Source organism: Undibacterium sp. YM2, assembly GCF_009937975.1.
Taxonomy (GTDB): domain Bacteria; phylum Pseudomonadota; class Gammaproteobacteria; order Burkholderiales; family Burkholderiaceae_D; genus Undibacterium.
In genome coordinates this window covers 4,951,285-4,977,254 of record NZ_AP018441.1, presented here as the reverse complement: position 1 = coordinate 4,977,254, position 25,970 = coordinate 4,951,285, and the positions used below count along the sequence as shown (strand labels likewise).

25 protein-coding genes are annotated in these 25,970 nt (G+C 52.7%); 11 read left to right on the top strand and 14 right to left on the bottom strand.

Going from position 1 to position 25,970, the window contains the following annotated elements:
* Positions 1-33: 33 nt before the first annotated feature.
* From UNDYM_RS22850 to UNDYM_RS22835, 4 genes are read right to left on the bottom strand one after another with little or no spacing between them, the layout of a single operon-like run.
* The gene (locus tag UNDYM_RS22850) at positions 34-2,070 is read right to left on the bottom strand and encodes a sodium:solute symporter family protein (protein ID WP_162043171.1); all 2,037 of its coding nucleotides are present in this window, start codon (positions 2,068-2,070) and stop codon (positions 34-36) included.
* Positions 2,071-2,074: 4 nt separating this feature from the next.
* The gene (locus UNDYM_RS22845; RefSeq protein ID WP_162043170.1) at positions 2,075-2,341 is read right to left on the bottom strand and encodes a DUF4212 domain-containing protein; all 267 of its coding nucleotides are present in this window, start codon (positions 2,339-2,341) and stop codon (positions 2,075-2,077) included.
* A complete protein-coding gene (locus tag UNDYM_RS22840) occupies positions 2,338-3,870 on the bottom strand; it encodes a sensor histidine kinase (RefSeq protein WP_162043169.1) in 1,533 nt (510 codons plus the stop codon). The genes UNDYM_RS22845 and UNDYM_RS22840 overlap by 4 nt, the downstream gene beginning before the upstream one ends.
* Positions 3,867-4,589: a response regulator transcription factor gene (locus UNDYM_RS22835; protein WP_162043168.1), complete on the bottom strand. Its 723-nt coding sequence runs from the start codon at positions 4,587-4,589 to the stop codon at positions 3,867-3,869. The genes UNDYM_RS22840 and UNDYM_RS22835 overlap by 4 nt, the downstream gene beginning before the upstream one ends.
* Positions 4,590-4,979: 390 nt before the next feature.
* Here UNDYM_RS22835 and UNDYM_RS22830 point away from each other — a divergent pair, with 390 nt between their 5' ends.
* The gene (locus UNDYM_RS22830) at positions 4,980-5,339 is read left to right on the top strand and encodes a hypothetical protein (RefSeq protein WP_162043167.1); all 360 of its coding nucleotides are present in this window, start codon (positions 4,980-4,982) and stop codon (positions 5,337-5,339) included.
* Positions 5,340-5,459: 120 nt separating this feature from the next.
* On the opposite strand, the gene UNDYM_RS22825 is transcribed toward UNDYM_RS22830, so the two are convergent.
* Positions 5,460-7,112 carry a glycoside hydrolase 43 family protein gene (locus tag UNDYM_RS22825; protein WP_162043166.1) on the bottom strand — a complete coding sequence of 551 codons (1,653 nt, stop codon included), beginning with the start codon at positions 7,110-7,112 and terminating at the stop codon, positions 5,460-5,462.
* Positions 7,113-7,343: 231 nt separating this feature from the next.
* Between UNDYM_RS22825 and UNDYM_RS22820 the strand changes: the two genes are divergently transcribed.
* The 6 genes from UNDYM_RS22820 to UNDYM_RS22795 all read left to right on the top strand — a co-directional run bounded on the left by UNDYM_RS22820 (position 7,344) and on the right by UNDYM_RS22795 (position 10,683).
* A complete protein-coding gene (locus tag UNDYM_RS22820; protein ID WP_197740946.1) occupies positions 7,344-7,721 on the top strand; it encodes a BlaI/MecI/CopY family transcriptional regulator in 378 nt (125 codons plus the stop codon).
* Complete coding sequence (locus tag UNDYM_RS22815; RefSeq protein WP_162043165.1) at positions 7,711-8,712, top strand: M56 family metallopeptidase; 1,002 nt, start codon at positions 7,711-7,713, stop codon at positions 8,710-8,712. Before UNDYM_RS22820 ends, UNDYM_RS22815 begins: the two co-directional genes overlap by 11 nt.
* 122 nt (positions 8,713-8,834) lie before the next feature.
* Positions 8,835-8,975: a hypothetical protein gene (locus UNDYM_RS22810; RefSeq protein WP_162043164.1), complete on the top strand. Its 141-nt coding sequence runs from the start codon at positions 8,835-8,837 to the stop codon at positions 8,973-8,975.
* 91 nt (positions 8,976-9,066) lie between these two features.
* On the top strand, positions 9,067-9,762 hold the full coding sequence (locus UNDYM_RS22805) for a hypothetical protein (protein WP_162043163.1): 696 nt from the start codon (positions 9,067-9,069) through the stop codon (positions 9,760-9,762).
* A gap of 6 nt (positions 9,763-9,768) precedes the next feature.
* On the top strand, positions 9,769-10,419 hold the full coding sequence (locus tag UNDYM_RS22800) for a YdcF family protein (RefSeq protein ID WP_162043162.1): 651 nt from the start codon (positions 9,769-9,771) through the stop codon (positions 10,417-10,419).
* A 27-nt stretch (positions 10,420-10,446) separates the two neighbouring features.
* The gene (locus UNDYM_RS22795; RefSeq protein WP_162043161.1) at positions 10,447-10,683 is read left to right on the top strand and encodes a hypothetical protein; all 237 of its coding nucleotides are present in this window, start codon (positions 10,447-10,449) and stop codon (positions 10,681-10,683) included.
* A 72-nt stretch (positions 10,684-10,755) separates the two neighbouring features.
* Here UNDYM_RS22795 and UNDYM_RS22790 read toward each other — a convergent pair whose 3' ends face one another.
* From UNDYM_RS22790 to UNDYM_RS22780, 3 genes are all read right to left on the bottom strand, one after another.
* Positions 10,756-11,202: an NIF family HAD-type phosphatase gene (locus UNDYM_RS22790; RefSeq protein WP_162043160.1), complete on the bottom strand. Its 447-nt coding sequence runs from the start codon at positions 11,200-11,202 to the stop codon at positions 10,756-10,758.
* Between the two features lie 120 nt (positions 11,203-11,322).
* Positions 11,323-11,775 carry a hypothetical protein gene (locus UNDYM_RS22785; protein WP_162043159.1) on the bottom strand — a complete coding sequence of 151 codons (453 nt, stop codon included), beginning with the start codon at positions 11,773-11,775 and terminating at the stop codon, positions 11,323-11,325.
* Positions 11,775-12,368, bottom strand: a complete 594-nt coding sequence (locus UNDYM_RS22780; protein WP_162043158.1) for a TetR/AcrR family transcriptional regulator — start codon at positions 12,366-12,368, stop codon at positions 11,775-11,777. Before UNDYM_RS22780 ends, UNDYM_RS22785 begins: the two co-directional genes overlap by 1 nt.
* 107 nt (positions 12,369-12,475) lie before the next feature.
* On the opposite strand from UNDYM_RS22780, the gene UNDYM_RS22775 reads away from it, so the two are divergent.
* The gene (locus UNDYM_RS22775) at positions 12,476-13,504 is read left to right on the top strand and encodes a saccharopine dehydrogenase NADP-binding domain-containing protein (protein WP_162043157.1); all 1,029 of its coding nucleotides are present in this window, start codon (positions 12,476-12,478) and stop codon (positions 13,502-13,504) included.
* A 214-nt stretch (positions 13,505-13,718) separates the two neighbouring features.
* Positions 13,719-14,870, top strand: coding sequence for a hypothetical protein (locus UNDYM_RS22770; protein WP_162043156.1), 1,152 nt, complete (start codon positions 13,719-13,721; stop codon positions 14,868-14,870).
* A 276-nt stretch (positions 14,871-15,146) separates the two neighbouring features.
* On the opposite strand, the gene UNDYM_RS22765 is transcribed toward UNDYM_RS22770, so the two are convergent.
* The 4 genes from UNDYM_RS22765 to UNDYM_RS22750 all read right to left on the bottom strand — a co-directional run bounded on the left by UNDYM_RS22765 (position 15,147) and on the right by UNDYM_RS22750 (position 18,748).
* Entirely contained in the window at positions 15,147-16,106 is a 960-nt protein-coding gene (locus tag UNDYM_RS22765) for a hypothetical protein (protein WP_162043155.1), read from the bottom strand.
* A 67-nt stretch (positions 16,107-16,173) separates the two neighbouring features.
* Complete coding sequence (locus UNDYM_RS22760) at positions 16,174-16,683, bottom strand: hypothetical protein (RefSeq protein WP_162043154.1); 510 nt, start codon at positions 16,681-16,683, stop codon at positions 16,174-16,176.
* 13 nt (positions 16,684-16,696) lie between these two features.
* Positions 16,697-17,500 (bottom strand): DUF4019 domain-containing protein, encoded by an 804-nt coding sequence (locus UNDYM_RS22755; RefSeq protein WP_162043153.1) that lies wholly within the window; start codon positions 17,498-17,500, stop codon positions 16,697-16,699.
* Positions 17,501-17,668: 168 nt separating this feature from the next.
* Positions 17,669-18,748, bottom strand: coding sequence for an endo-1,4-beta-xylanase (locus UNDYM_RS22750; RefSeq protein WP_197740945.1), 1,080 nt, complete (start codon positions 18,746-18,748; stop codon positions 17,669-17,671).
* 258 nt (positions 18,749-19,006) lie between these two features.
* On the opposite strand from UNDYM_RS22750, the gene UNDYM_RS22745 reads away from it, so the two are divergent.
* Both UNDYM_RS22745 and UNDYM_RS22740 read left to right on the top strand, forming a co-directional pair.
* The gene (locus tag UNDYM_RS22745; protein ID WP_370529491.1) at positions 19,007-20,935 is read left to right on the top strand and encodes a phosphatase PAP2 family protein; all 1,929 of its coding nucleotides are present in this window, start codon (positions 19,007-19,009) and stop codon (positions 20,933-20,935) included.
* Positions 20,936-21,068: 133 nt separating this feature from the next.
* Positions 21,069-21,482 (top strand): hypothetical protein, encoded by a 414-nt coding sequence (locus UNDYM_RS22740; protein WP_162043151.1) that lies wholly within the window; start codon positions 21,069-21,071, stop codon positions 21,480-21,482.
* A 4-nt stretch (positions 21,483-21,486) separates the two neighbouring features.
* On the opposite strand, the gene UNDYM_RS22735 is transcribed toward UNDYM_RS22740, so the two are convergent.
* Both UNDYM_RS22735 and UNDYM_RS22730 read right to left on the bottom strand, forming a co-directional pair.
* Positions 21,487-24,612 (bottom strand): efflux RND transporter permease subunit, encoded by a 3,126-nt coding sequence (locus UNDYM_RS22735; RefSeq protein ID WP_162043150.1) that lies wholly within the window; start codon positions 24,610-24,612, stop codon positions 21,487-21,489.
* The gene (locus UNDYM_RS22730) at positions 24,609-25,970 is read right to left on the bottom strand and encodes an efflux RND transporter periplasmic adaptor subunit (RefSeq protein WP_162043149.1); all 1,362 of its coding nucleotides are present in this window, start codon (positions 25,968-25,970) and stop codon (positions 24,609-24,611) included. The genes UNDYM_RS22735 and UNDYM_RS22730 overlap by 4 nt, the downstream gene beginning before the upstream one ends.

The following is a 25,970-nucleotide window of genomic DNA, read 5'->3' as shown; positions in this document are numbered from 1 at the left end:
TACTTTTTTACCAATGCCAGACATGTCCTGCTCTCACGGCTGCCGTATAAAATCCACGAGATCCAAGGTCTTTTGATCCGGCCTGGGCGTGAAAAAACTCACTGCCAGCATGGTGACGAACCCCGCCGGGACGCCGAATACACCTGCCGATATGGGCGCAATGCTGAACCACTGATTCGCCGGGCTGCCACCAAATAACGGGTGGGTATACAGCATATAAAACACGCACACTACAAAGCCAGCAATCATGCCGCAGATAGCACCCTGGCGGTTCGCACGTTTCCAGAATATGCCCAGTACCAGGCAAGGGAACAACGCTGAAGCAGCCACTGAAAATGCAGCGCCGACCAATGAAAGAATATCCGCAGGCTTGAGTGAAGCCACATAGGCAGCCACCAGTGCCACCACCAGTAATAGCAGCTTGGATATCGTCACCCGCTTTTGTGTTGAGGCTTGCGGGTCTATGATTTTGTAATAGATGTCGTGCGACAGGGAATTCGATATCGTTAACAACAAGCCATCTGCGGTAGAGAGCGCCGCCGCCAGGCCACCCGCAGCCACCAATGCAGACACCACATACGGCAGGCCAGCAATCTCGGGTGTGGCCAGCACGACGATGTCACCGTCGAGCACAATCTCGGCTAGCTGGACTATGCCGTCATGGTTGATGTCGGTGATATTCACGAGCGGGTTGTTGCGGTCTATATTGGCCCAGTAAGTGACCCAGGCGGGTAGTTTGGAAAATTCTGTACCGACCAGGGAATTATAGATATCGTGTTTAACCAGTATCGCCAGCGCCGGTATCGTGATGTACAGCAGCATGATAAAGAACAGTGACCAGAAAACCGAGTCGCGGCTCTCCTTGACCGTGGGTGTCGTGTAGTAGCGCACCAGCACATGCGGCAGGGCGGCAGTACCCATCATCAGGCATAGCACCAGTGCCATGAAATTATTGCGCTTGCTGTCAGACTCTTTCTTGTCCTTTGCTGCATAGGGCGTGTATTTGGAAAAGCCGGGTTGTGCCTTGGCGAGATAATTATTGCGTACCTCATTCCAGCGGTTTTGCGCTTCTTGTGGCGACTTGGGATAATTCGCCAGCACGCGGCCAGCTGCCTTGATTTCCAGCAGCGAGGCATTGCCTGATTTTAATTCTTCGAGTTTGTGCTGCAATTCAAAACGGCCATCTTCCCATGATTGCGGTAATTGTTGAATTTTCTTTTGCAACTCGTCGGCACGCTGGCGGTAAATGGCCCTGACTTCTTTTTCCCTTGGATCTGACTCAAAAATCTTTTCCTTGTTGCTTAGCTCTGGTAACACCGCCCCATACGAGAGCGGCGCGACCGGGTTATTGGTGTGTTTGACTGACAGCCAGGCAACCGGGATCAGGAAGGCGATGATGATAATGATGTATTGCGCAACCTGGGTCCAGGTTACGGCACGCATGCCACCCAGGAAAGAACACACCAGTATACTGGCCAGGCCGAGGAAGATGCCAACAGAAAAATCCACGCCGGTAAAGCGCGAAGTGATCAGGCCCACGCCATAGATTTGCGCGACCACGTAGATGAAAGAAATGAATACCGTGGCAATGACTGCCAGTATCCTGACCATATTGTTTTCCGGGCTACCGGCAAAGCGTGCACCGAGAAAATCTGGGATTGTGTATTGACCAAACTTGCGCAGGTAAGGTGCGATCAGCATCGCCACCAGGCAAAAGCCGCCGGTCCAGCCTATGATGTAGGCGAGGCCATCAAAGCCCTGCAAATACAGGCCGCCAGCCAGGCTCAAAAAACTCGCGGCAGACATCCAGTCGGCTGCCGTTGCCATGCCATTGAAAACCGCAGGCACGCGCCGCCCGGCGACATAATACTCGCTGATATCCGACGTGCGGCTGACTACACCTATGCCTGCGTACAGCACGATAGTGGCAAACATGAACAGATAACCTATCCAGGCGCGTGGCACGCCTTCTTTTTCGAGGATGGCCAGGCTGATCAGGAAGATGAAAAACAGTAGGGTGTACCAGAGATAGTAAACCGTCAGTTTTTGGGTAAAACGCTTTTGTGCCATGCGATCAGTCCCCGGTCTGCCTGCGGCCTATCCAGCCCATGCTGAGTGAATAGATAGCCAGTATCAGCACAAAGCTCAGCGTCAGGCCTTGCGCCGCCATGTAGAAAGAAAACGGCCAGCCAAAGAAAACAACGCTGGACAATTCACGCGCAAAGAACAGCACACAAAAGCACAGCACTGCCCAGCAAGCCATCAGGGCCACGGTCAGTCGCCGGGTATGCCGCCAGTATTGTTTGCTGACACTGCCAGCCTGCTCAGGTGCTGTGCTCATGACAAGCCCTCCATGGCAAGTTCATCGTAAGGATTCAACTGGAAAGAAATGCGGAATACGCAGCCGGGGCAGGCCGGGTCCTGTGGTTGCGGATTATCGAGTATTTCTATCCTTGCCTCATGCTGGCTGGCGATCTCGCGCACGATGGACAGACCCAGGCCGCTACCTTGCACATTGCTACCCAGTATGCGGTAAAAGCGCTCGAACACGCGCCCGCGCTCTTCTGCCGGTATGCCACGGCCATTGTCCTCCACTTCCAGTATTGCCAGTGCCTGCTCATGGTCCATGCGCACACGCACGGTCACGCTATGTTCTTGCGGGGTATAGCGCAAGGCATTGTCGATGAGATTACTGAGCATTTCACGCAGCATCAGCGGACTACCAAAGATTAGTACCGCATTTTTTTCCTGCTCAAAACCCAGGTCTATTTTTTTTGCGAATGAGGTCTGTATCCAGTCCTGCACGACATTACGGGCCAGGATGTTCAAGTCTATCTGTTCGCGCGGCTGATTGGCAGGGGCCAGATTTTCTGCGCGTGCCAGTGTCAGCAACTGATTGACCAGGCGTGTGGCGGCTTCCGAACTGGTGGCCAGTTGTGTCAGCGACTGATGTATCTCTTGCTGGTCAGTCTGGCGCAGGGCCAGCTCTGACTGCATGCGCAAACCGGCCAGCGGGGTTTTCATCTGGTGTGCTGCATCGGCGATAAAACGCTTCTGGATAGCGATGGTTTGCGCCAGCCTTTCCAGCATTTCATTGAGTGATTTGACGAGGGGCGTGATTTCTTCCGGCACATGGCGTGAATCGATGGGGCTGAGGTCATCCGGCCTGCGCGCGCGTATGCGCTGCTGCAACTCTGCCAGGGGTGACAGGCCGCGGCTCAGGGCAAACCAGACCAGCGCCAGGGCAATCGGCAGGATAATGAACTGCGGCAGGATGACGCCCTTGATGATTTCATTCGCCAGCAGGGCACGTTTTTCCAGTGTCTCCGCAACCTGCACCAGGGCCAGGTGGTGGTCTTTGTTTCGGTCGGGTCGGTCAGCCTTGTTGAGATCGATATAGCTGTAGGCAACACGTATGTCTATGCCGCGTAATACTGCATTCCTGAACTGTACTGTGCCTATGGCTGGTCTTTCTTCATCCATGGGCATGGGCAGGTCGCGGTCACCGTCTATAAGCTTGTCCTTGCTTATCTTGATCTGGTAATAGATATTGTCGAGGTCATCCGCCCGCAAAATATCGCGTGCCGGATTGCTCATCTGGGTGACGACCTTGCCATCTATTTCTTTGACCTGCTGTGACAATACCAGCACATTGTCTTCGAGCGCACGGTCAAAAGGCTGGTTGGCGATGGACTTTGCCACCAGATAGGTGATGGCGATGCTCATCGGCCATAACAGCAGGAGCGGTGCCAGCATCCAGTCAAGGATTTCACCAAACAGGGAGCGTTGCGTTTTTTCTTCGGGCTGCTTGCCAGCCAGGCTGTCAGGCGCTGCTGCGTCGCTTTCGTCCCTGCCTGGCTGTTGACTCATTTTTGTTCAGTGCTGGCGGTAGCAGAGCTTGTTGCCGCGGCAGTTGCAGGAACAAAGAATTTTTCCAGGCAATAACCAAGACCGCGTACCGTGGCTATACGCACGCCATCCACCTCTATTTTCTTGCGCAGGCGGTGTACATAGACTTCGATGGCATTGTTGCTGACCTCTTCACCCCATTCGCACAGGTGATCGACCAGTTGCTCCTTGGATACCAGCCGTCCGGTACGTTGCAACAGTACTTCGAGCAGGCCCAGCTCACGCGCAGACAAGTCCAGCATCTGTTCATGGATATAGGCGATACGCCCTACCTGGTCATAAGTCAGCGGCCCATGCTTGATGACGGTAGGCCCACCACCCGCGCCACGCCGCGTCAGTGCCCGCACGCGTGCTTCGAGTTCAGACAGCGCAAAGGGTTTGGCCATGTAGTCATCCGCGCCCAGGTCCAGACCCTTGACCCTTTGTTCGACCGAATCTGCCGCTGTCAGTATCAGCACTGGCAAACGCGAATTGCGCGAGCGCAAACGGCGCAAGACTTCGAGCCCGCTCAATCTGGGCAGGCCCAGGTCAAGTATCAGCAAATCAAAATCCTGGGTAGTCAGCGCGGTATCTGCCGCTTCCCCGTCATTGACACAATCAGTGGCATAGCCGGATTGCCTGAGCGAACGGGTCAAGCCGTCGGCCAGTACGCTGTCGTCTTCTGCTAGCAAAATACGCATGATGAATTCGTTTTACGTGGTTTGTCTCTGTTATTGGATGTCCGCATACTTGGCAATGGACTTTGCCCGGCGACATCTCTTTCTATTTTGTCACGCAGTTGAGATTTGCGCTGCGTGCAGGATCAACTTTACCTCAATATCAGGTTTTGCTGGAGTTACGCGGGGATATATTTGCGCCATGACAAGGATTTGTCGTTGAGGGGCATCAGGGGAGCGTGATATTAAGATGTGTTGGCAGGCTGTTAACGGTAGGAGACCTTTGAGTGATGAGCGCTGGAGCTTGTACTTTCGTGGGTTCAACATCTTCAGATGAAGCATGCAAGTTAAAAACGTGTTCATATACTGCGATGGCATAGAATTAAAGAATACGCAGATATTCGGATATGTTTAATGAATAATGATGAGCCCCTTAAAAACAGTGCTGAAAGTGACGATCTTTCGGTGTTTGAACAAGTTTTAGAAAATGTATTCAGCAGTTTGACTCCCAGTGAAATGGAATTGATTTCCTCTTTTTCAAAAGAGGAAATAATAAGCCAGACACATCTGACTCTGGGCGCAAAAATCCGCTCTCATCTGCAGCTCTGGAAACCTGATGCAGAAAAACTGCTGAATCTTGTTGCAGCTCATGAACCAGGCTATCCAGGCGTGCTTGAAGTGGAAAACGCTTCTTTTTATATCAATGCCGATGGTGCCTCTGCGATTTTGATTCGGGCGCTATGGGAAAAAATTAATGCATCATCAGAAGTCTGACCCCGGTCACATTCAGCTTTGTAGAAAGCAAACTCCAAAACCAGAACCGGTGCGTCAAGACGCACCCTACGGGCACGGCAATAGGTAGGGTGCGTCTTGACGCACCGTCTGGCGTTAGAGTTATGGTGACTGCTTGTTTATCGTTACTCTGAAATAATCCACATCGACATAATCATCCTCAGCAGCAGGTGATGCATCAGGCCGCACGCTGAACAAACCCATCTGCGCACCAACCCAGCGTCCCATTGTCGCAGTGAACTCATCGCCAATCGCATTGAATTGCTGATTGTCGGCGCTGTAATAGAATTGCGTTTTGCCACCTGCCTGAACCACCATGCGTAAATAGACTGTGTTGCTGTCCAGTGGCAGGCTGGCGCGTATCACTTCTGCGCATTTTGCTTCTGTCTTGTCGCAAGTTGATATGAGCAACTGTCTTGCCTTGTCTTGCTGGCGCACGCCCAGCCAGGCATAGTTGAAACCATACATGATGAGGCCAGTGCTGCTGCCGTTTTGCAGGTGACTGATGTCGAATTTTGTATCTACCGTGAATTGTTCGGCAGGAAGTTTTTGCAATAGTAGCGAAGGCACGTCCCACAGGTTCTTGCGTTCTGCATAGCTGCTGTCAGCTTGAGTGTGCAGGCGCAGGTGCTGTGGCCTGGCTGTCAATGAATACCACTCTGGTTTCCAGTTGGCGTTCCACTGCCATTGCAAGCCCAGCTTGCTGTCCTTGAATTCATCGCCAGTCGCAGGCTGTATTTGCGGGAAGATACCAGATACCGGCATCGCGTGCCTGAGCACGGGTTCACCTGTTCCGGTATTGTTGACATCGTCACCGATGACGGGCCAGCCATCTTTCCAGTGGATGGGTTGCAGGTGCACGATACGGCCATAGGCGCGCTTGTCCTGGAAGTGGTAAAACCAGTCAGTGCCTGCTGGTGTCTGTACCCAGGCACCCTGATGCGGGCCATTGGTGGTTGACTTGCCCTGTGCCATAACGATCTTGTCTTCATACGGGCCCTCAATATGGCGTGAGCGGAATACCGATTGCCAGCCTTCTTCCACGCCACCGGCCGGGGCGAATACATAGTAATAGCCCTGATGTTTGTAGAACTTGGGGCCTTCCAGTGTCTTGTAGCCAGGGAGTTTGTTGCCATCGATAACGACCTTGCCTTCGGTATCCAGTATCTGTGTCGCCTCCTTGTTCATGCGGCGCAGGCTCAGCATATTGTTGATACCGGCGCGGCTTTTGGCCCAGGCATGCAGCAGATAAGCCTGACCATCCTCATCCCACAAGGGCGTAGGATCGATGATGCCCTTGCCTGCCAGCAGCAGGTGAGGTGTAGTCCAGGGGCCACTGAAATTTTCTGCCGTCATCACAAAGATGCCCTGGTCAGGGTCGGGATAAAAAATCCAGAAGCGCTGGTCGTGATGACGCAGGCAGGGCGCCCACACTCCCTTGCCATGCTGTGGCCGGGCAAAATCCGCGAGTGGCAATTGCTGGGGCAGGGCATGGCCCACCAGTTGCCAGTGCACCATGTCTGCCGATTCCAGCAAGGGCAGGCCGGGTGCACTATTGAAGCTCGAAGCCGTCATGTAATAGCGCTTGCCCACGCGTATCACATCGGGGTCGGAATAATCGGCGTGGATGATGGGGTTCTGGTATTGCGCCCGGTCGGCATGGGCAGTATGTTGGGCATGCGCTGGCGTATTCAGAACAGGCAGTAGCAGGCACGCTGTCAACAGTTGAGGCAAAAATCCGGCTTTTCTTGTCATCACGCATTACCTTGGAGTTTGGTTGACCAGTTGTAAATTGGTAAGGCCAATTATGCGGGGCAAAGCCTTGGTGTGCAAGCATGGTTTGCAGATGGAAGGCAAAAATCAGGATGTTGTGCAAGTCAGCTGATTGCAATTTCTTGTTGACTTCACTGATTACGCGTGTAATCATTCATCGTCGATTACATCTGTAAATGAACGCAGTATGCAAATTTCGCCCTGGAGCCTGCAATGAAAAACATCGCCATCAGCGAGGCAGAATCGCTAGTCATGGAAACCCTGTGGAAACAGCATCCGCAGTCAGCCGAAGAGGTCAGCGCCGCTTTGGCGCAGCAACAGGACTGGCAGGAAGCCACAGTCAAAACCCTGCTGAACCGCTTGCTCAAAAAGGGTGCGGTCGCCGCCGAGAAGGATGGCAGGCGTTTTCTGTATTCACCCGTCTTGCAGCGTGAACAATGGCTGATGTCCGAGAGCAAGGGCTTTCTCGACCGCATGTTCAATGGCCGCATCGCACCGCTGGTGGCGCACTTCAGCGAGCAAAAGAAACTATCGAAGCAGGATATCGCTGAACTCAAACGTCTGATCAAGGAGCTCGGTGATGATCAGTAATTTCTTGCAGTCAGCAATACTCGCCTGCCTCGTCATCAGCGGCCTGATCGTGCTCATCCTGCTGGTCAGAAATCCTTTGCGCAAACTGGCAGGTGCCGGTATTGCCTACCAGCTCTGGGCGGTCTTGCCACTCTCCCTGCTCGCCATGTTTTTGCCGCACCGGCAATACCTGGACATGGCTGATAAGTCGATGGCACCCGCAAACCATCTCATCTCCGGCACAACTCTGCTGGAGATACAGCCTGCCAGCATCTGGCCAATAATTCTTGTCAGTGTATGGCTCATAGGCAGCCTTTGTCTGCTGGGTCTGCTTGGCATGCAGCACCTGCATTTTTTGCGCAGGCTCGGCAAACTGACCGAGATCGAGGGTGTCTATCTCGCCAGCGATGTTGATACCGGCCCGGCGCTAGCAGGCTGCTTCAGGCCAAAGATCATCGTCCCCGCCGATTTTTATGAACGTTACAGCGAAGCAGAGCAGGCACTCATCATCCGCCATGAACTGGTGCACAAAGGCCGTGGTGATGTCATCGCCAATACCCTGTTTGCTCTGCTGCAATGCCTGTTCTGGTTCAACCCGCTCGTGCATGTCGCTGCCCGCTGCTTTCGCCTCGACCAGGAGCTGGCCTGCGATGCCAGCGTGATTGCGCAAGAGCCACAGGCCAGGCGCACCTATGCCGAAGCCATGCTCAAAACCCAGTTAAGTGTCACCCCCAGCGCCCTGGCCTGCCATTGGCCTTCCCGTCATCCCTTAAAGGAGAGAATCATGCAATTGCAACAGAACAATCCGAGTAAATTGAAACGTGTCGTCGCCTACGCGGTATTGAGCTGCCTGTGCAGTGTCAGTGCTTACAGCGCCTGGGCTGCGACACCAGTGAGCAGTGTTGCAACACCCATACAGACTGGCCAGGACGCGGACAAGTCAGAAGTGGGCAGTTATTCCGTGGCGATGGATATCAAGGTTGCTGGTATAAAAAGTTCCCCCGTGTTGTAGTCAAGCAAGGTACGCCAGCCGCCATCGGCATACAGTCTGAAGACGGTCAGGCAAAATGGAACTTCAGTTTCACACTCACTCCGGCACCTGCAGACAAATATAAAAATTCGGTCGTCATAGACATGATCGTCAAAAAAGGCGATGAAGTGATCGCCAAGCCAAAACTGATCACCGGCCTGGGCCAGCAAGCGAAGCTGCAAAAAGAAACGCCAGACAAACAGCAGGACTTTGATATTGCGATGACGGCTAGTTTGGTCAAATAGGCGCAATGATACGTGTAGCTTTAGTCAGGAATCGCCAGCCTGCTCTGGTAAAATATTCAATTCTTATTGATAGCAAAAGAGCAGGCATTATATGCAATCCAGATTTTCCAGACTAGCTGCCCTGTTGTCATTTGCCCTGTTGCTGTCATGCACTTCTCTTACTATCGCAGCACCAACTAAAATCTGCACAGGCGACGCCGCCCTGAACAAGCTGGATGGTTACTGGACCACCACTCATTTTCTGCGCCAGCTGAAAAAACATGGCAACTGGACTGGGGCCATGACAGCCACTGATAGTCAGCAAGTTGCCCTGAGCATAAAGGATGGCCGCATCAAACAAAACCTGGCCTGGCATGAAGGTGATGAGACTGCATATTGCCTGCGCGTAGCTGGCGATAAAATCTGGCTAGTGGGTGACGGCAAGCACAGTGCAGAGCAGGGGCCTTATCAACGCCTGGGCACGCTTGAGCAGAACGAGGCCGATCTTTATCTGGCACGCATCATACAAGGCTGCTTTGTCAGCGAAGAAAAAGAGCAATGGTGTTTCGCAGACGGCAAGCTCAGCATCAATGGCAAACCGGATAAAGCCAGCTTGTCCCTGGATTTGTCTGAGCTGGATTTGTATGGCACGCCCTTGCGTGTTGAAGGCCGCAAGCTGCCATTCTGGTATCTGATCAGGCGTGGTGACGCATGGCTTGTATTTGAAGACGATTATGCAAGTAATGAAAAACGTGTGCCCGTCGATCCAAAAACCAGCAAGCCCTGGCGCGTGTTAAGAAAGCAGTAGGCCGGCGTGAAGCTTCATTTTCCTGGTTTGCACCGCTACTTCCGTATCAAGTATATTCTGCTGCTGGCATTGATCATCGCGCTGGCTGGCTTTATTCAGGTCATGCTGAGCATTGCTCTTTATCCCGCAATGCTAGCCCAACAATCTGCCATACCTGAAAAGATCAAGGCTGATGCGGCGATAGTGTTAGGTGCATCGGTATGGAAGGACAGGCCATCGCCCGTATTTGCAGAGCGCATCAAGCATGGCATACACCTGTACAAAAACGGTCAGGTGCAGTATCTGATTTTCACAGGTGGCTTGAGTGAAGGTGACACTCTTTCTGAATCAGCCGCAGCCCGCCAATATGCGATTGCCAAGGGTGTTCCTGCTGAAAAGATTTTGACAGAAGAGGTATCCAAAAATACCCATCAAAATCTGGTGCAGGCCTGCAAACTCATGCGCGCGCATCAATTGCAGAAGGTAATGATAGTCAGTGACCCTTTGCACATGAAGCGGGCGATGACGATGGCGAATGGACTGCAACTCCATGCTATTTCCGCCGCTACACCGACCAGTCGTTATGTGAGTTGGCGTTCAAAAACGAAGTCATTGTTGTATGAGAGCTTCTTTTGTGCGAAGCATCAATTGTTGCGAGAGGAAGATCATGCTTGTTGAACAGTCGCAGCAAAGGAGAGTGATCAAATGAATGTATTCTTGAAGAGCGGTTTTACCGTGCTGGGTTTGCTCGCTGTGCTGGCAGGCGCGACCATGCTGTTTGTCACTGATAGTGTGCAACTGCCCTGCCGGCAGGGTTGCGAATTCGAACATCTGCTGGTCATGCTGTTTGGCCGGCATATCGGAGTCAGTTTGCTGGGGCTGGGGATGATAGTCATTGGAATGCTGATGATATGGCAGGCATGGCGGGCTGACAGGCGCTGAGGTAAGAAATTGGCTGCATAAAGCCGTGTGATAGCGCTTTCTGTAAGTGCATCGAGGACTTGCCGTCCTTTATCAAGCCCTGTCTGCCAACAACATCTCCAGCTTTTCCAGCATCACAAACAAACCCCTGTCGTCTTCAGAATACGGATAATCAAAATACGCTATCTGCATCCATTGCGCCTCCTGGCCAGGATGGACATAGATTTCAAAATCATCCACCAGGATGATATCGCTGACTGCTGCATCAGGCACAAATTCCAGATTCTTGGTGTCGCCATGCCAATGCACATACTCTATGTCTGCATACCAGGCTGGTGCCATGCCTTCTTCCACCAGCAAGCGGGCGATTTGCCTGAACTTGTCTTCCTTCACGGTCGTGAACATGACCATGCGTGGAAATAATGCAGCGCAGCGTTCGAGAAAAGCATGCAGGCCAGGACGTGGTATCTGGCTCATGGCATTGGAGATCAACGTGCCTTCAAGGTCGAGTGCGAGTAAGGTAGGTAGTGTTTTGTTCATTTGATGAAAGATGATGGGGCGCTGGTCAATCGCCGTAATTTTTGTAGGGTGCGCCGTGCGCACCATTGTGTTTGAAGTTACAGCTGGCAATGGTGCGCATGGCGCACCCGACAGAACGCGCTATCTGAGTCTAAAAAATTCCTCAGGTCTGTCTTCACCAAATTCCGCCCAATACCAGCAAGCCATCAAGAAACTGCTGAGATGATGATCTTCTGCGTACCATGCTCCGTCATCATTATTTCTTTGCCAGACGATGGGATCATCTTGCATCAGGTCTTGCAGACGTATGCCCCAATCGACCACACCCTGATTCTCGTGCATGAAGATCAGGTGTTCTTGTTCTGCATATAAATCTTCGGGCTGCAAAAGTTCATTGTATGCAGTGTTGACAGGGCTGTTGCCGGCGCAAAGATAGTAGGCTGTCAATGCGAGTGGCAAAGGGTGTGTGATTGCGTGTAATCTGTTGGCAGCATCTGGCAGGGCCAGCATTTCCAGCCCTGCATTTTGCATCCAGTGTCGGTAAAAATTCTGGCAGGTTCTTATCGCAGCGCCTGTCGATGAACTTTCGTCCATCAGGCTTTGGCCGCCGCAAGCAGCGCATGTGCTGTTGCAGTTAGCAACGCTGTGGCTTCACCTTCAAAAAACATTTGTGAGCTGACAAAAGCACCGTTGATCAGCACCGCCAACTGGCCAGCCAGTTCATCCGGGCGTTTGGCATTCAGGCGTACTGCGATATCTTTGAGCCTGCGCCGCAGCTCATGTTTATGTTTGTAGGCAACCTGGCGGGCAGGGTGGTCCTGGTCAGGAAATTCTGCCGCCACATTGATTTGCGGGCACCCGCGGTAGTTAGGGCGGGCCACCCGTTCACCTATCCACTGGAAATGCGCATCAAGCTCGGCAGCGGCATCATTAGCATGGCGCTGGTGGACATCGCCCCAGCATTGCCAGAAGTTTTCATCTTCGCGTTGTAAAAAAGCGGCAATGAGATCGTCCTTGGTACCAAAGTGACGATAGATGCTGGTTTTTGCGACGTCAGCCTGCTCTGCCACCAGATCCACGCCCACGGCCCTGACACCCTGGCTATAGAAAAGCCGGGAAGCTGTTTCAAGTATGCGTTCTTTTACCTCTGAGGGTGCAGACGCGCTGGCGGTCTTTGAAGTATTCATGGAAAAAATTATAGCATGATTGCTTGACATGCTACAGACCTGTATGTATCTTATAAAACATACCGGTCTGTATCGTAGAAATTGAATAACAAACATGGAGTCAACATATGAATACCCCAGTCAATAACAAAGTTGCTGTTTTTGGTGCTACCGGACATACCGGTCGCTTTGTGGTGGATGAACTGATCCGGCGCGGCATGGTGCCTGTCGCCCTGGCCCGCGATAGCGGCAAGCTGGCCGCTGCTGGCTTTGAAAGTCGCGGCATCCAGACCCGCTGCGTTTCAATCGCTGATGATGCCGCGCTGAATCAGGCCTTGCAAGGCGTTGCCGCCCTGATCAATTGCTCTGGCCCCTTCCTGGAAACAGCCAACCAGCTTGCTGCCGCAGCCATACGCAATCGCGTGCATTATCTCGATGTCAGCGCAGAGCAAATGAGCGCCCATGATACCTTGGAGAACTTTGACAGCCCGGCGCGTGAAGCAGGTGTACTGGTTCTGCCCGCCATGGGCTTTTACGGTGGCCTGGCAGACCTGCTGGCTACTGCAGTGACAGACGGCTGGGATGCGGTTGATGACGTCCGTATAGGCATAGCCCTCGACAGTTGGCACCCAACCGAAGGCACACGCATCACCGGCGCGCGCAATACTGCTCATCGCCTGGTGGTCAGTGATGGCAAGCTGGTGCCCATGATATTGCCTGCAATAGAAATTGCCTGGGATTATGCCCAACCCTTCGGGCGGCTGGATGCGATAGAAGTGCCGTTCTCGGAAGTCATTTTGATGACGCAGCATTTGCGGATAGGGCAATTGCATACCTATCTGAACCTGTCTGCCCTGCAGGATATACGTGACCCGCAGACGCCACCACCCGCTGCAGCAGACGAAAGCGGCAAGTCTGCCCAGATATTTCTGGTTGAAATCATCGCAAGCAGGGATGGGCAAACCCGCAAGCTGGTGGCGCAGGGGCGCGACATCTATGGCTTTACCGCACCCTTGATATGCGAGGCAGTGCAGCGGATTTTGCAAGGTGAAGTGACGCAACGTAGTGGAGCGCATGCACCAGGTGCAGTCTTTGATACACGCAGCTTTTTGCATGCGCTTGCGCCTGAGCTGGTCTGCACTTTTGAAGCGGTGTGATTGGCGGTTGAAATTGTCACTGCTCACTCGCTAGTGCTGCACATGCATCAAACCTGATAAGGCGTAGGTACATCATCTTTTGCAGTGGCAAGACCTTAAAAATATCTTGTATTTGCTACAATTTATGCTTTATTATGCTTGAGTACATAATTTATGTATCTGGACATAATAAAGCATAATAGAAAAAGATTAGAGATAAAAAGGGGCATCAGCCATGAGCATTTCCTTTACTTTTCGCCGCCCTGAATTGGCGCAGGAGCTTTGCAACCGGTTGCAAGGCAAGAGCTTGAGCGATGCACGCTCAGGTTTATTCCTGGCGGCCCCAAGGCGGGTCGGCAAGAGCACCTTCCTGCGCGAAGATCTTGTGCCAGAGATCAGCGCACGCGGCTGGCTGCCAGTGTATGTGGATTTGTGGGCCAACAAAGAGCGCGACCCTGCCCTCATCATTACAGAGGCCATCAAAAAGCACCTGGCTGATACGCTGGGTATCATCAGCAAGGCTGCCAAGGCAGTCGGTCTGTCCAAAGTCAATGTCATGGGCACGCTGACCATTGACATTAACCAGCCGGGTTTGCCAGACAATGTCACGCTGTCAGATGTGATTGCCGAGCTCAGTCATCAGGTTAAAAAACCTATCGTGCTCATCGTTGATGAAGCCCAGCATGCACTGAGCACGACAGCAGGCCTGAATGCCATGTTTGCACTCAAGTCTGCACGCGACACTCTGAACCTGAGCGCCGAGTTGCCTGCGCTGATGCTGGTGTTCACTGGCTCCAACCGTGACAAACTCGCTCACCTCGTGCTGAACCGCACCCAGCCTTTCTTTGGTTCGAGTATCACGGCTTTTCCCTTGCTCAACAAATCATACACCGATGCCTTCACCAAATGGGCGAATGGCAATCTTGCCAGGGGCAACAAGCTACGCGCCGAGAGTGTGTGGGCAGCATTCCAGTTGCTGGGCAACCGGCCAGAAATGCTGCGCGACCTGATTGCCCACATCGCCCTCGAAGGTCAGGCACAAAGCCTGTCAGAAATACTCGAAGACGGTGCCCGCAAAATCAATAACCGACTGTGGGAAGAATTCGCCAGCGAGTTCGATGCCTTGACAGCGATACAAAAAGCCGTGCTCAGCGTGCTCATCAGCAAGGGCGAACAGTGGATACCATTTTCTGATGAATCCATGGCGGCCTATATGGCCATCACCAAAACCAGACGCTTATCCAAGGCAACGGTGCAAACAGCCATCGACGGCTTACGCGAAAAAAACCTGGTGTGGAAACAATCGCGCGGCATCTATGCGCTTGAAGATCAGGGATTTGCTGAGTGGTTCAGGCATAACAGGTTAACAGTAGACGATAAGGGCTAAGGCTGCGCTCTGTACAAACAGGAAGATGAAAAAATGAACAAGCTCACCAACAAGTAGAAAGCAGTCATCTGCTTTCTACCCCTTGCTGCAACATCTGTCCATGCTGCCGACAGGATTTTCTATGATGGCAAACAGATGTCGCTGAAGCAGATAGACGTAGGGAAAAAACCAATGCGCCGGAAGTAGCCTGGTATCGCCGCGTCGGAAACAAGACACAACAGCCGGGGATGTTGAAGATTAATTGTTTGATGTCATGATCTTTGGTTTCTGGGCTTACTACTTTTCATCTAATGGAATCCAAGTGCCACGCACCAGTTGTGTTTTTACGTGGTCTTTAAAATGTGTGACTCGCTCTTCCAGCGTCTCGCAGGACGGCGGTTTCTCATTCTTGGCCCTGATTTTTACCATTCCCAAGATCAGATGTTTGTATGCTTTAATTTCCAAACGAAGCTGCCTCCTGGCCAGATCACTGATCTCTGTAATACATCCTTCGCAAGTAGCTTCATAAAAATCAAAGAAATCACCCCATTCAATTCCATCGGATGCACTAGAGGAACAGGCGCTGACATTTTCTGCCAGCGTAAGAATTTTTCCGAACTGCTCAGTGTGTTTTTCTAATTCTGCCATTGTCGCCGTTGGCAGTTGAAGCAGTTTTTGTGCTTCAGAAATCGCCTGGTTGGCCTTGCGTACGCATACATCTTTCTCAATGACAGGAATACCAGCCTTGACCCAATGCTTGAAACCTGGAATTAATCCTGCATAGGCATCTATTAGTGCTTTATTGCCATCAGCGGAAATACCTGCGCCATTTATCTCTCTCATCTCAGGAGGAACAAGATAGGACAAAAAGAAGGGCGAACCATATACGCCACCTCGTCCACCATTCATCAGCGATATTTCTATACTCGCTATGCCGCGATCAATGGCTGCATCATATTGTTCAGATCGATACCAGAGCTTACGCAGTGCCCCTTCGTAATATTCGAAGGCACCGCGATCGCCTGCTTGCTGGCATTGAGTTTGATAGTCGGCAAGCTCAAGCAACTTGATAGGAACTTGACGCCATGGGTCAGTACAGGCCTCCCTGTCTCTCAGCCTGTTCAGGCATACTGTCTGATTGGCAGTTGACTTGCTTACTTGCGATTGCGCAAAAGCAGGAATCAAGTACAGAGTTAAAGAGAGTAAGGTGATGGATGAAATCGCTTTTCTCAGGAAATGACTTTGAAAATTCTTCAATGGGATATTGTCTTTTTAAGAATGGGAGTAAGTCACAGCATTTTAAGCAATATAGTGCCCCACTATGTCAAAAATTCCAATCTTCAGGCAATGCAGTTTCACACAGCGCACATTCAAGCACACCATCCTTGATGATGTTGATAGCCTGGCATAGCCTGCAACGTCGAAATTCATAGCTGCTGCTGAAATGTCCGGGCGCAGCCAGGCCTGCGAGTTGCAAGGCGTTTGCCACATCCGGCCATGACGAGGCTTGCGGGCAATAGCCAGTGGATTGATTGGTGATGGCACTTACTTCGAGCTTTTCTCCATTGATGACAAAAGTGATTTCACCAGCAGACAATACCGGGTTGCCACCGGCGCAAGCGACATGTTCGCTGTGCCGGTCAGCGAGGTGCAGGGTGCCGTGCTGGTCAATGGTGAAGGTCGCAATTATGCTGCCGTCACGGTTGATATGCTGTTCAGTTTCCTTTATCCAGCGCATGACATCCTGCAACTGGCGAATCGCAAAACCTATGGGGATGGCTGCAACTGCGGTGGCAATTTCATCCGGGCCAACGTAGTGATAGAGGCGTGTCATTGATTGTTCAACTCTATGTCTTGCACTTCATCTGCTTGCGCAGTTTACCCATGTCAGTTGCCGCTGTTGATTTCAGGATGTCTTCAGATATATGTCCATATTCTTCACGCATGAGGGTGAAGTTATTTTTTGTGCCGGCTGGCTGAAACCATATCAGGTAACCACAAGTGATAGGGGCGATGCTTTGTTTGGTTTCATAATCGACGGCGATATAGGTGCCCGCCTGCTGCGCATTGGCAGGGTTGTCATAGACGGTGATGCGCCAGAGGTCACGGCTCACTTGCTTGCCAATTTGCGCCTGGTAGGCTGAGGTACGGGTTTGCCATTCTTCCAGCGTGCTGGTGTTTTTCAAACCCTTGCTCAGCATATTGTAGGCAACTTCATAGTAGCCATTGTCGATGGCTGACATATAGGCATTGCTGAGTTTTTTGCCTTCTATCTTGAATCTGGCGATGTCATCTTCACTGAGTTTGCTGCTGGCCAGCTTGGGGCGTTCCGGGATGTCGGCTACGCAATTCAATATCTGTACCATGTTGAAGCTGGTCTTGCCCTCTGCAGCCTGCCCCGCCAGCGGTTCATCGCGGTTGAATTTGTATTTGCCAAATTCTGGTATTTTGCCATTACATAGTTTGGTCGCAGGTTCGGCCATCATGGTTTGTGCCTGATCTACGGTCAGGCTGGTGTCACTGCTGAGCACCAGTTCAAAGCTTGTGCCTGAGAGTTTTTTATAGGCGAGGTCAGCCGCCCACGCCGGGCTGGCGCTGATGCTGACGAAAAGGCAGGTGCTTACAGCAATGGCAAGGCGGGATGGTGTCATGGCAATCAGTGATAAGAGAAGATCCAGCAAAGATACGGGATGCGACCTGATTTAACAATCACGAAACTGTTTCAAAAAATTACCTGAGCCTTGCGTCATACCTGGAGAACAGAATTTTTGAGCAGGAGACAGATATGAAAAGCAGATGGCACTATGCCCCGGCCATTGTTACTCCTGCAAACCCTCCAGTACGCCAAAGTACGCTGGTTTTGCCTGTCCTTTGTCGTCGAAAAGCAGTGGCCAGTCCGGGTAAGCTTTGTCGTCCAGCAACCATGAATCCTTGTCCAGCAAACCCCAGAAGGTGATACCGCCGCGCTGGGCAGGCGGCACGCTTTGCAGGTAGGCACTGACGATGTCCCGGTATCTGGTTTTTTGCAGTTGTGCCCGTGCTGGGTCCAGGCTGGCTGCCTTTTGTTGTTGATTCAGGCTGACATCGAGTTCTGAAATGCGTACCTGCAGGCCACGTGCAGCCACCGCCTGCAGCGCAGTTTTGATTTGCGCGATATCCGGGCCATCGACACTGACATGCATTTGAAAACCTATGCCATGCAGGGGGATGTGACGGCGCTGGAAGTCATCCACCATATCCAGCATGAACTGCAATTTGTCGGACTTGCTCTCCATGTTAAAGTCGTTGTAGTACAGCACTGCGGCGGGGTCGGCTTCATGGGCGGCGATGAAGGCCTGTTCTATGTAGGCGGGGCCCAGTTTTTCAAGAAAGAGGGTGGCACGGTATTGTTTGGGATGCTTGTTATCTATCGCTTCATTGACGACATCCCAGCTTTTGACCTTGCCTGCAAAATGCCTGCAGATTTGCTGTACATGCTCACGCAGCATCGCCTGCCAGTCACCCTGATAGTTTTTCATCCAGACAGGTAGCTGGTAATCATGGTGCCAGATCAGGGTATGTCCATGCATTATCATGCCATGTGTGCGTGCATAGTCTGCCAGGGCATCTGCCGCCGCAAAATCATAGGTATCAATGGCGGGATGCAGGGAGCGCATTTTCATGCCGTTTTCTGCGACGATACTGCTGAACTGCGCGTTGATCAGTGCAGCGTTTTCCTTGATGTCGGCCATATCACCAGGCTCATTCCCCACATTCAATGCGACCCCGATGGGGAACCTGGCATTGTCTTTCAATGCGGGGGCAGGTGCTGCAGATTGCGCCCGGCTTTCAGGCTGGCCGAAACAGAGTATCAAAGCGAACAGGGTGAGGGTGAAGCGGTACGGCATGGTTTTGTACATGTTATTTGCAAGGTAGTCATCCTACAACATTGCCATAAAAATACCAGTGAAGTGGGCAAATAATGCAATTTTATTGCTGGAATTTGGCGGGGTTTTTGGCTAAGGTTTGGTGATTTGAGCGCATTTTGTGATCGGTTGTCATACAACAGTCATGTGCATACCTTATGATCGCCGGACTTTTCCACTTCAGATCAGACCTGCATCATGACCTCTGCTTATTGCTTGAAACACTGCTTGAAACGCCTGCCCCTGGCTTTAATGATCGGCACCGCACTTACCCTAATGGCTTGCGGTGGCGGTTCGAACACCGTGGCGACCGATACCGTCGTCGTCGAAGGTCCGCTGGTGATTCCTGCACCGCCTGCTGATCCTGGCACAGTCGATAGCGCACCGGTGCCTGCCGGTGTGCCCGCCTTTGTCGATAATGTCGCCAGCAACCAGCGTGGGGACGCCAGATATGCGACGCTGGAAACCAATGCGGGTGTGCGCGTATTGTCCGGCTTTCTCGCCATCTGGCAGCCGCTGACCCTGATCGTGGATGCCGGTGTGACCGCACCAGCAGTAGATAATTTCCCGGCAGTAGCCACTTCCAAGTGGACAGGTGTGCCTAATGATGGCACAGCGGACGGCACCATCCTGAACCGTGCAGTGCATGATGCCAACATCAGTTACGTTGCGAGCCTGACTGGCAAACGCACGCCTGAGCAGGAGCTGGCTGCCTACCTCGACGACCGTCGCTGCAAAGGCTATAGCGTTACCGATGGCCTGGGCCCATTGACAGCAGCATGGCGCAGCGCAGCCCAGCAGACTACCAGCATCACTGCCATCCCGGCTGATGCTGGCACGGTTTTATACAATGACAGCGGCAATAATACAGGTGTGGGTGGCACGGCCAATACCAGCTTTGGCAATGCGGTCGATCTGTTGTCGCTGATAGGCAATAACGGTTCTACCGAACCGGCCAAGCGCTTTTATAAATATGCCCGCCCTTACCGCTGGAGCAGCCAGGTCATCGTTGCTCCTTCATTGGTACCAGCCAAGAGCACGACACCGGCAACCGATGGTGGTTTCACCAGCGGCCACTCGGCAGAAGCGACCCGCGACGTCATTGCCATGGCTTATATGGTGCCCGAGCGTTTCCAGGAATTATTGAGCCGCGGCCTGGAACTCGGTGAGAACCGCATCATGGCAGGCATGCATTCACCACTGGACGTCATGAGTGGCCGCATACAGGCACAAGCCGTAGCCGCCGCCAACTTGTATGATGCTGCCAATGCAGCGAAGAAAACTGCAGCTTATGCACAGGCACACGCTACGCTGATCACGCAAACCAATACCACGGCAGACAGCTTCAATGCCTATGCCCATTCTGCCACTGCAACGACAGACCGCTTTGCTGACTATGCCAGCAACAAGGCCAACTACCTGCGCCGCATGACCTATGGCTTTGCGCCGATTGCTGCCACTAATGTCGCGCCTGTCGTGCCCAAGGGTGCAGAAGTCTTGCTGGAAACCCGCTTGCCTTATTTGAGCGATGCGCAAAGGCGCGTGGTCCTGAAAACCACTGCCATGTCATCCGGCTACCCCATCATGGATGATGCCGAAGGCTGGGGCAGGCTCAACCTGTTTGCCGCTGCAGATGGTTATGGCAGTTTTGTTGGCAATGTCATTGTCAACATGGATGCCACCAAAGGTGGTTTCAATATTATGGATATCTGGCGCAATGACATCAATGGCATCGGCAAACTCAGCAAACTCGGTAGCGGCACATTGAAGCTGGCAGGCAATAATAGTTGGACAGGCGGCACGCAAATTGATGCCGGTACAATCGAAGCCAATTCTGCCACGGCCTTTGGTACTGGCGATGTGTATAGCGGCGCTGGCGTCATCGTCAATACTGCAGGCAATCTGGCAATCGCAGGAAAATACACGCAGTTAGCCAGCGGCACACTGGAGATCAACCTGCGCAGCGCGCAAAGCCAGATGCAGGTTGGCAGCACAGTCACCATCGCTGGCGGCAGCTTGCGCATACGCTTCCAGAATGGCTACAAACCCGGCGTTGGCGATACCCTTACCGTTATCAATGCAGGCAGTCTGAAAGGCAAATTCACCAGCATCACGGTGGATGGATTTACCGCGACGCCGACTTACACTGCGACCAGTCTGCAATTGAAGCTGACTGCCTGATGCGCTAGCGTGCAGTTTGGTTTTTGGCTTTTTTGGGTTTGTGTAGCAATGTATGGCAAGGATTTAATTTTGCTGCGCACGCGTGTAAGATGTGGACACTCTCGTACAGTACAGATTTGTACCACATTGCACCATGAACGAAACACCACAACGCTTTAAAGCAGGCGATTTTTACCTGGAGCTGCCCAAGGGCAGCTCCATCTCCGCCGACCCTGCTGCTGCGCCAGTCAAAGCAGACAAGCCGGAAACACCCGAACCCCTGGAAGAAGCGCAATACGTCTATCGCCCGAATGATCCCTTCCAGGCATCAATAGACGAAGCCCGTGCGATTGCCAGTATCAGCAGCAGCCAAAAAAGCTGGGTCAAGAAGACCTGGTTTGCCCTGTTTGTTGTTGGCCCACTGGTCTATGCAGAGTTATTTGCGATAGGCATGAGCATCAATGGTGATATGGAAAGTCCTGGTCTTGCCTTCCTGATTTCAAATGCACTCATCATGCCGCTCTGGCTGATCTATTACACGATCTGGCGCAGGAAGGTGAAGTCTTAACCCCTTAATCCACACCACGTCTGCGCATCAGTAGGTACACCGCTGGTACCACAAACATTGACAGCAACGGCGCTGTGATCATGCCACCCACCATGGGTGCGGCAATACGCTGCATGATTTCTGAACCTGTTCCACTGCCCAGCATGATGGGTACCAGCCCTGCGACAATGACGGCCACCGTCATGGCCTTGGGGCGCACCCGTAACACTGCACCTTCGCGTATGGCATCGAGTAAATCCTGCTCGCTGTTTTGACCCTGCATCAAACGTTGCCCCCAGGCCTGTTTCAGGTAGAGAAGCATGATGACCCCAAATTCTGCCGAGACGCCTGCCAGTGCGATGAACCCAACGCCGCTGGCGACCGACAACTGATGTCCCAGCAGCCATAATAACCAGACGCCACCCGCGAGTGCAAAGGGCAGGGTAGCCATGATCAGGGCGGCTTCATCCAGCCGCTTGAATGTCATGTACAGCAAGACAAAAATAATCAGCAAGGTGACTGGTACCACGATCCTGAGTTTTGCGCTGGCGCGTTCCAGGTACTCAAACTGGCCCGACCACGACAGGGAGTAAGTTGCAGGCAAGCGCACTTCTTTACTGACGCGTTGCTGCATCTCGTGCACAGCAGAACTGAGATCGCGATCGCGGATATCGACATACACCCAGCCGGATAATCGGGCATTTTCGCTTTTCAGCATGGATGGGCCATCAGTGATGCGTATGCTGGCAATATCGCCCAGACTGATTTTTGCTCCTCTTGCCGTCAGTACCGGTAACTGGCGCAGTTTTTCTACAGAATCACGCAACTCTCGTGGATAGCGCAGATTGATGGGAAAACGCTGTAAACCCTCCACCGTTTCACCGATATTGTCACCTCCTATGGCCGCCGCGATGATGCTCTGCACATCGGCGATATTCAAGTCATAGCGTGCAGCGAGGTCACGGTTGATATCTACATCAATATACCTGCCACCGTTCAGGCGTTCTGCCAGGGCAGAGCTGACACCCGGCACGCTCTTGACGACGCGCTCTATCTCGCTGGTGATCTTGTCGATTTCCTTCAAGTCTGCACCAGCGACCTTGATGCCTACCGGACTTTTGATGCCCGTCGCCAGCATGTCGATGCGGTTGCGTATGGGCGGTACCCAGATGTTTGACAGGCCAGGCACCTTGACGCTGCGGTCGAGTTCTTCCAGCAGCCTTGCCGGTGTCATGCCTGCGCGCCATTGATCACGTGGTTTGAACTGTATGGTAGTTTCAAACATTTCCAGCGGTGCCGGGTCGGTTGCACTTTCAGCTCGTCCAGCCTTGCCAAACACGGTTTGTACTTCAGGCACGCTCTTTATCAGCCTGTCGGTCTGTTGCAAGAGCTCACTGACCTTGCCCGCGCTCAGGCCAGGCAGTGCAGTAGGCATGTAGAGCAGATCACCCTCATCCAGCGGCGGCATGAATTCACCGCCAAGGCGAGCCAGCGGCCAGGCTGTCAGTACGGCTATCAGTGCGGCCAGCAGCAGGGTGATTCTGGGGAATTGCAAAACCTTTTCCAGCAAGGGGCGGTATATTGCAATCAACAAGCGATTCAAGGGATTTTTGTGCTCAGGCGGTATCTTGCCGCGTATCAGATATCCCATCAGTACAGGGACTAGCGTCACTGCCAGTCCGGCCGCTGCCGCCATTGCATAGGTTTTTGTCAGCGCCAGCGGGGCAAACAGACGCCCTTCCTGTGCTTCCAGCGTAAACACCGGGACGAAGGAAAGGACGATGATCAGTAAAGAAAAGAACAGTGCTGGCCCCACTTCTGCGGCGGCTTCTGCAATGACTTGCCAATGCTGTTCACCTGTCAGTTTGTCATGCGGGTGTGCACGCTGCCAGGTTTCGATATGCTTGTGGGCATTTTCTATCATGACGACTGCAGCATCGACCATGGCACCAATCGCAATGGCAATGCCACCCAGCGACATGATATTGGCATTCACGCCCTGGTAATGCATGATGATATAAGCTGCGAGTATACCCAGAGGCAGCGATACTATCGCCACCAGAGCCGAGCGCAGGTGGAATAAAAATGCGACACAGACCAAGGTCACGACGATGAATTCTTCCAGCAGTTTATGCTGCAGGTTATCGACTGCCCGCGTGATCAGGCCAGAGCGGTCATACACGGGAATGATTTCCACGCCAACTGGCAGACTGGGCTTGAGCTGATTCAGCTTGTCCTTGACGGCAGCTATGGTTGCCAGGGCATTTTTACCTGAGCGCATGATGACCACACCACCGGCGACTTCACCTTCGCCATTCAGTTCAGCGATGCCGCGCCGCATTTCTGGCCCCACCTGTATGCGCGCAACATCACCTAGGCTTACGACCACACCGGCATTTGTTGTGATCAGCGGTATCTTGCGAAAATCGTCAAGATTCTTCAAGTAACCAGAAGCGCGCACCATGTATTCGGCTTCACCCAGCTCCAGCACAGAGCCACCGCTTTCCTGATTGGCTTTTTGTACGGCATCCGTGATTTTTCCATGGGTGATGTTATAGGCTCGCATCTTGTCCGGGGACAGCTGGATTTGATACTGGCGCACCATGCCGCCTATGCTGGCAACTTCTGACACATTCGGCAGCGACTTCAATTCAAATTTCAGGAACCAGTCCTGGTAGGCGCGCAGTTGTGATAAATCCATTTTGCCGCTACGATCAACCAGTGCATATTCATAGACCCAGCCTACCCCTGTAGCATCCGGGCCCAATGAAGTTTTAGCCTGTGCTGGCAATCTGGTCTGTACCTGGTTCAGGTATTCCAGCACGCGTGAACGTGCCCAGTACAAATCCGTGCCATCTTCAAACAAGACATAGACAAAGGAATCTCCAAAGAAAGAATAGCCGCGCACGGTCTTGGCACCGGGCACTGACAGCATGGTCGTTGTCAGTGGGTAAGTGACCTGGTTTTCTACAATCTGCGGTGCCTGGCCGGGCAGGCTGGTGCGTATGATGACCTGCACATCGGACAGGTCGGGAATGGCATCAACAGGCGCACGTACCACAGCCCAAATGCCCCATGCCGCCAGCATCAGTGTGGCCAGCAAGACCAGAAAACGGTTGCAGATGGACCAGCGTATGACTTGTGCAATCATTTTTTTGCTCCAGCAAGTACAGTCTCAGGCAACTTTGAATTTGAGGCTGAGGCGGCGGCGCTGGTAGCGGGAGCAGAAGCCGCAGCAGAAATAGAAACAGCAGCACCCTCCATGCGCGTGATGCTCGCTTTCAGACTCGCTTCTGAATCGATGAGGAACTGGCCGGATGCCACGATTTTTTGTCCTGCTTGCAAGCCCTTGAGTATTTCTGTCTGATTGTTGCTTTCTGCACCAACTTCGACTTCGACAGGCAGGAACCTGCCGTCATCTTGCGCCAGGATCACGACGTTGCGGACACCGGTACTGATCACGGCCTCACTCGGCACCAGCAACCTGTCCTTGGGCGTTGTGCCGGTAAAGCTCAAGGTGGCAAACATGCCAGGCAGCAGTCGCGCATCAGGGCTGGCTGGGTTGGCGAGTTCTATCCGCGCTTTCATCGTGCGGATATTGTTATCGACTTGCGGCAGGATGGCTGCGACCTTGCCATGGAAAACTGTGCCCGGCAGTGAAGCTGTCCTGGCTTCAATCCTGTTGCCAACCTGCACTTTATGCGCCATGTTTTCAGGGATGTCGGCATTTACCCAGATTGTATCCACACCATTGATGCGGAACATGGGTGTGCCCATGCTTACGCTCATGCCTTCGCGTACAGACAATTCTGTCATTACGCCGCTTAGCGGGGCAGTAATGGTGATGCGTGCATGCAGCTGGCCACTGCTCTCCACTGTGTGTATCTGCTCATCTGTCATGCCAACCAGACGCATGCGCTGACGGGTTGCGTCCAGCAAGCCAACGATAGCCTGGCCTTGCATGCGTTTCGCCGCCAGAAATTCTTCTTGCGCAGCGATCCAGTCGGGCACATATAGTTCTGCCAGCGGCTGCCCTTTGCGCACCAGGTCCAGTGGCGCGCGCGCATAAAGTTTTTCAACAAAGCCATTGCTCCTGGCTTGCAGCACAGCGACATCGCGCTCGTTATAGGCAACACTGCCAACCGCTTGCACTACGGCATTGAGTTTGCCGACTACCACGCTGGCTGTGCGTATGCCGAGATTTTGCTGTATGCGCGGATTGATGCTGACGGAATTTCCACTTGCCGGATCAGCATTGTCTGCATACACCGGCACCAGTTGCATATCCATGAAGGGAGATTTACCCGGTTTGTCGAATTTTTGACCGGGCACCATGGGGTCATGCCAGTACAAGACTTTTTTACTGGCGCCAGTATCTTGCAGGCAGGCATTTTTATCTGATAAGGAATTCTGCATGCCTTCATGTTTACCCAGTTGATACAGGGCATAAGCAGCACCAGCCAAGAACCCGGTGGTGACTGTAATAAGTAATATCTGTCTGGTTTTCAT

What these genes read in the sequence shown, in the direction of transcription:
- UNDYM_RS22755 (WP_162043153.1), bottom strand. Translation starts at nt 17,500, where the DNA reads ATGACACCATCCCGCCTTGCCATTGCTGTAAGCACCTGCCTTTTCGTC.
- UNDYM_RS22795 (WP_162043161.1), top strand. Translation starts at nt 10,447, where the DNA reads ATGAATGTATTCTTGAAGAGCGGTTTTACCGTGCTGGGTTTGCTCGCT.
- UNDYM_RS22810 (WP_162043164.1), top strand. Translation starts at nt 8,835, where the DNA reads ATGATCGTCAAAAAAGGCGATGAAGTGATCGCCAAGCCAAAACTGATC.
- UNDYM_RS22730 (WP_162043149.1), bottom strand. Translation starts at nt 25,970, where the DNA reads ATGAAAACCAGACAGATATTACTTATTACAGTCACCACCGGGTTCTTG.
- UNDYM_RS22790 (WP_162043160.1), bottom strand. Translation starts at nt 11,202, where the DNA reads ATGAACAAAACACTACCTACCTTACTCGCACTCGACCTTGAAGGCACG.
- UNDYM_RS22845 (WP_162043170.1), bottom strand. Translation starts at nt 2,341, where the DNA reads ATGAGCACAGCACCTGAGCAGGCTGGCAGTGTCAGCAAACAATACTGG.
- UNDYM_RS22825 (WP_162043166.1), bottom strand. Translation starts at nt 7,112, where the DNA reads ATGACAAGAAAAGCCGGATTTTTGCCTCAACTGTTGACAGCGTGCCTG.
- UNDYM_RS22840 (WP_162043169.1), bottom strand. Translation starts at nt 3,870, where the DNA reads ATGAGTCAACAGCCAGGCAGGGACGAAAGCGACGCAGCAGCGCCTGAC.
- UNDYM_RS22780 (WP_162043158.1), bottom strand. Translation starts at nt 12,368, where the DNA reads ATGAATACTTCAAAGACCGCCAGCGCGTCTGCACCCTCAGAGGTAAAA.
- UNDYM_RS22820 (WP_197740946.1), top strand. Translation starts at nt 7,344, where the DNA reads ATGAAAAACATCGCCATCAGCGAGGCAGAATCGCTAGTCATGGAAACC.
- UNDYM_RS22740 (WP_162043151.1), top strand. Translation starts at nt 21,069, where the DNA reads ATGAACGAAACACCACAACGCTTTAAAGCAGGCGATTTTTACCTGGAG.
- UNDYM_RS22760 (WP_162043154.1), bottom strand. Translation starts at nt 16,683, where the DNA reads ATGACACGCCTCTATCACTACGTTGGCCCGGATGAAATTGCCACCGCA.
- UNDYM_RS22770 (WP_162043156.1), top strand. Translation starts at nt 13,719, where the DNA reads ATGAGCATTTCCTTTACTTTTCGCCGCCCTGAATTGGCGCAGGAGCTT.
- UNDYM_RS22750 (WP_197740945.1), bottom strand. Translation starts at nt 18,748, where the DNA reads ATGTACAAAACCATGCCGTACCGCTTCACCCTCACCCTGTTCGCTTTG.
- UNDYM_RS22835 (WP_162043168.1), bottom strand. Translation starts at nt 4,589, where the DNA reads ATGCGTATTTTGCTAGCAGAAGACGACAGCGTACTGGCCGACGGCTTG.
- UNDYM_RS22815 (WP_162043165.1), top strand. Translation starts at nt 7,711, where the DNA reads ATGATCAGTAATTTCTTGCAGTCAGCAATACTCGCCTGCCTCGTCATC.
- UNDYM_RS22775 (WP_162043157.1), top strand. Translation starts at nt 12,476, where the DNA reads ATGAATACCCCAGTCAATAACAAAGTTGCTGTTTTTGGTGCTACCGGA.
- UNDYM_RS22830 (WP_162043167.1), top strand. Translation starts at nt 4,980, where the DNA reads ATGAATAATGATGAGCCCCTTAAAAACAGTGCTGAAAGTGACGATCTT.
- UNDYM_RS22745 (WP_370529491.1), top strand. Translation starts at nt 19,007, where the DNA reads ATGATCGGCACCGCACTTACCCTAATGGCTTGCGGTGGCGGTTCGAAC.
- UNDYM_RS22785 (WP_162043159.1), bottom strand. Translation starts at nt 11,775, where the DNA reads ATGGACGAAAGTTCATCGACAGGCGCTGCGATAAGAACCTGCCAGAAT.
- UNDYM_RS22805 (WP_162043163.1), top strand. Translation starts at nt 9,067, where the DNA reads ATGCAATCCAGATTTTCCAGACTAGCTGCCCTGTTGTCATTTGCCCTG.
- UNDYM_RS22735 (WP_162043150.1), bottom strand. Translation starts at nt 24,612, where the DNA reads ATGATTGCACAAGTCATACGCTGGTCCATCTGCAACCGTTTTCTGGTC.
- UNDYM_RS22850 (WP_162043171.1), bottom strand. Translation starts at nt 2,070, where the DNA reads ATGGCACAAAAGCGTTTTACCCAAAAACTGACGGTTTACTATCTCTGG.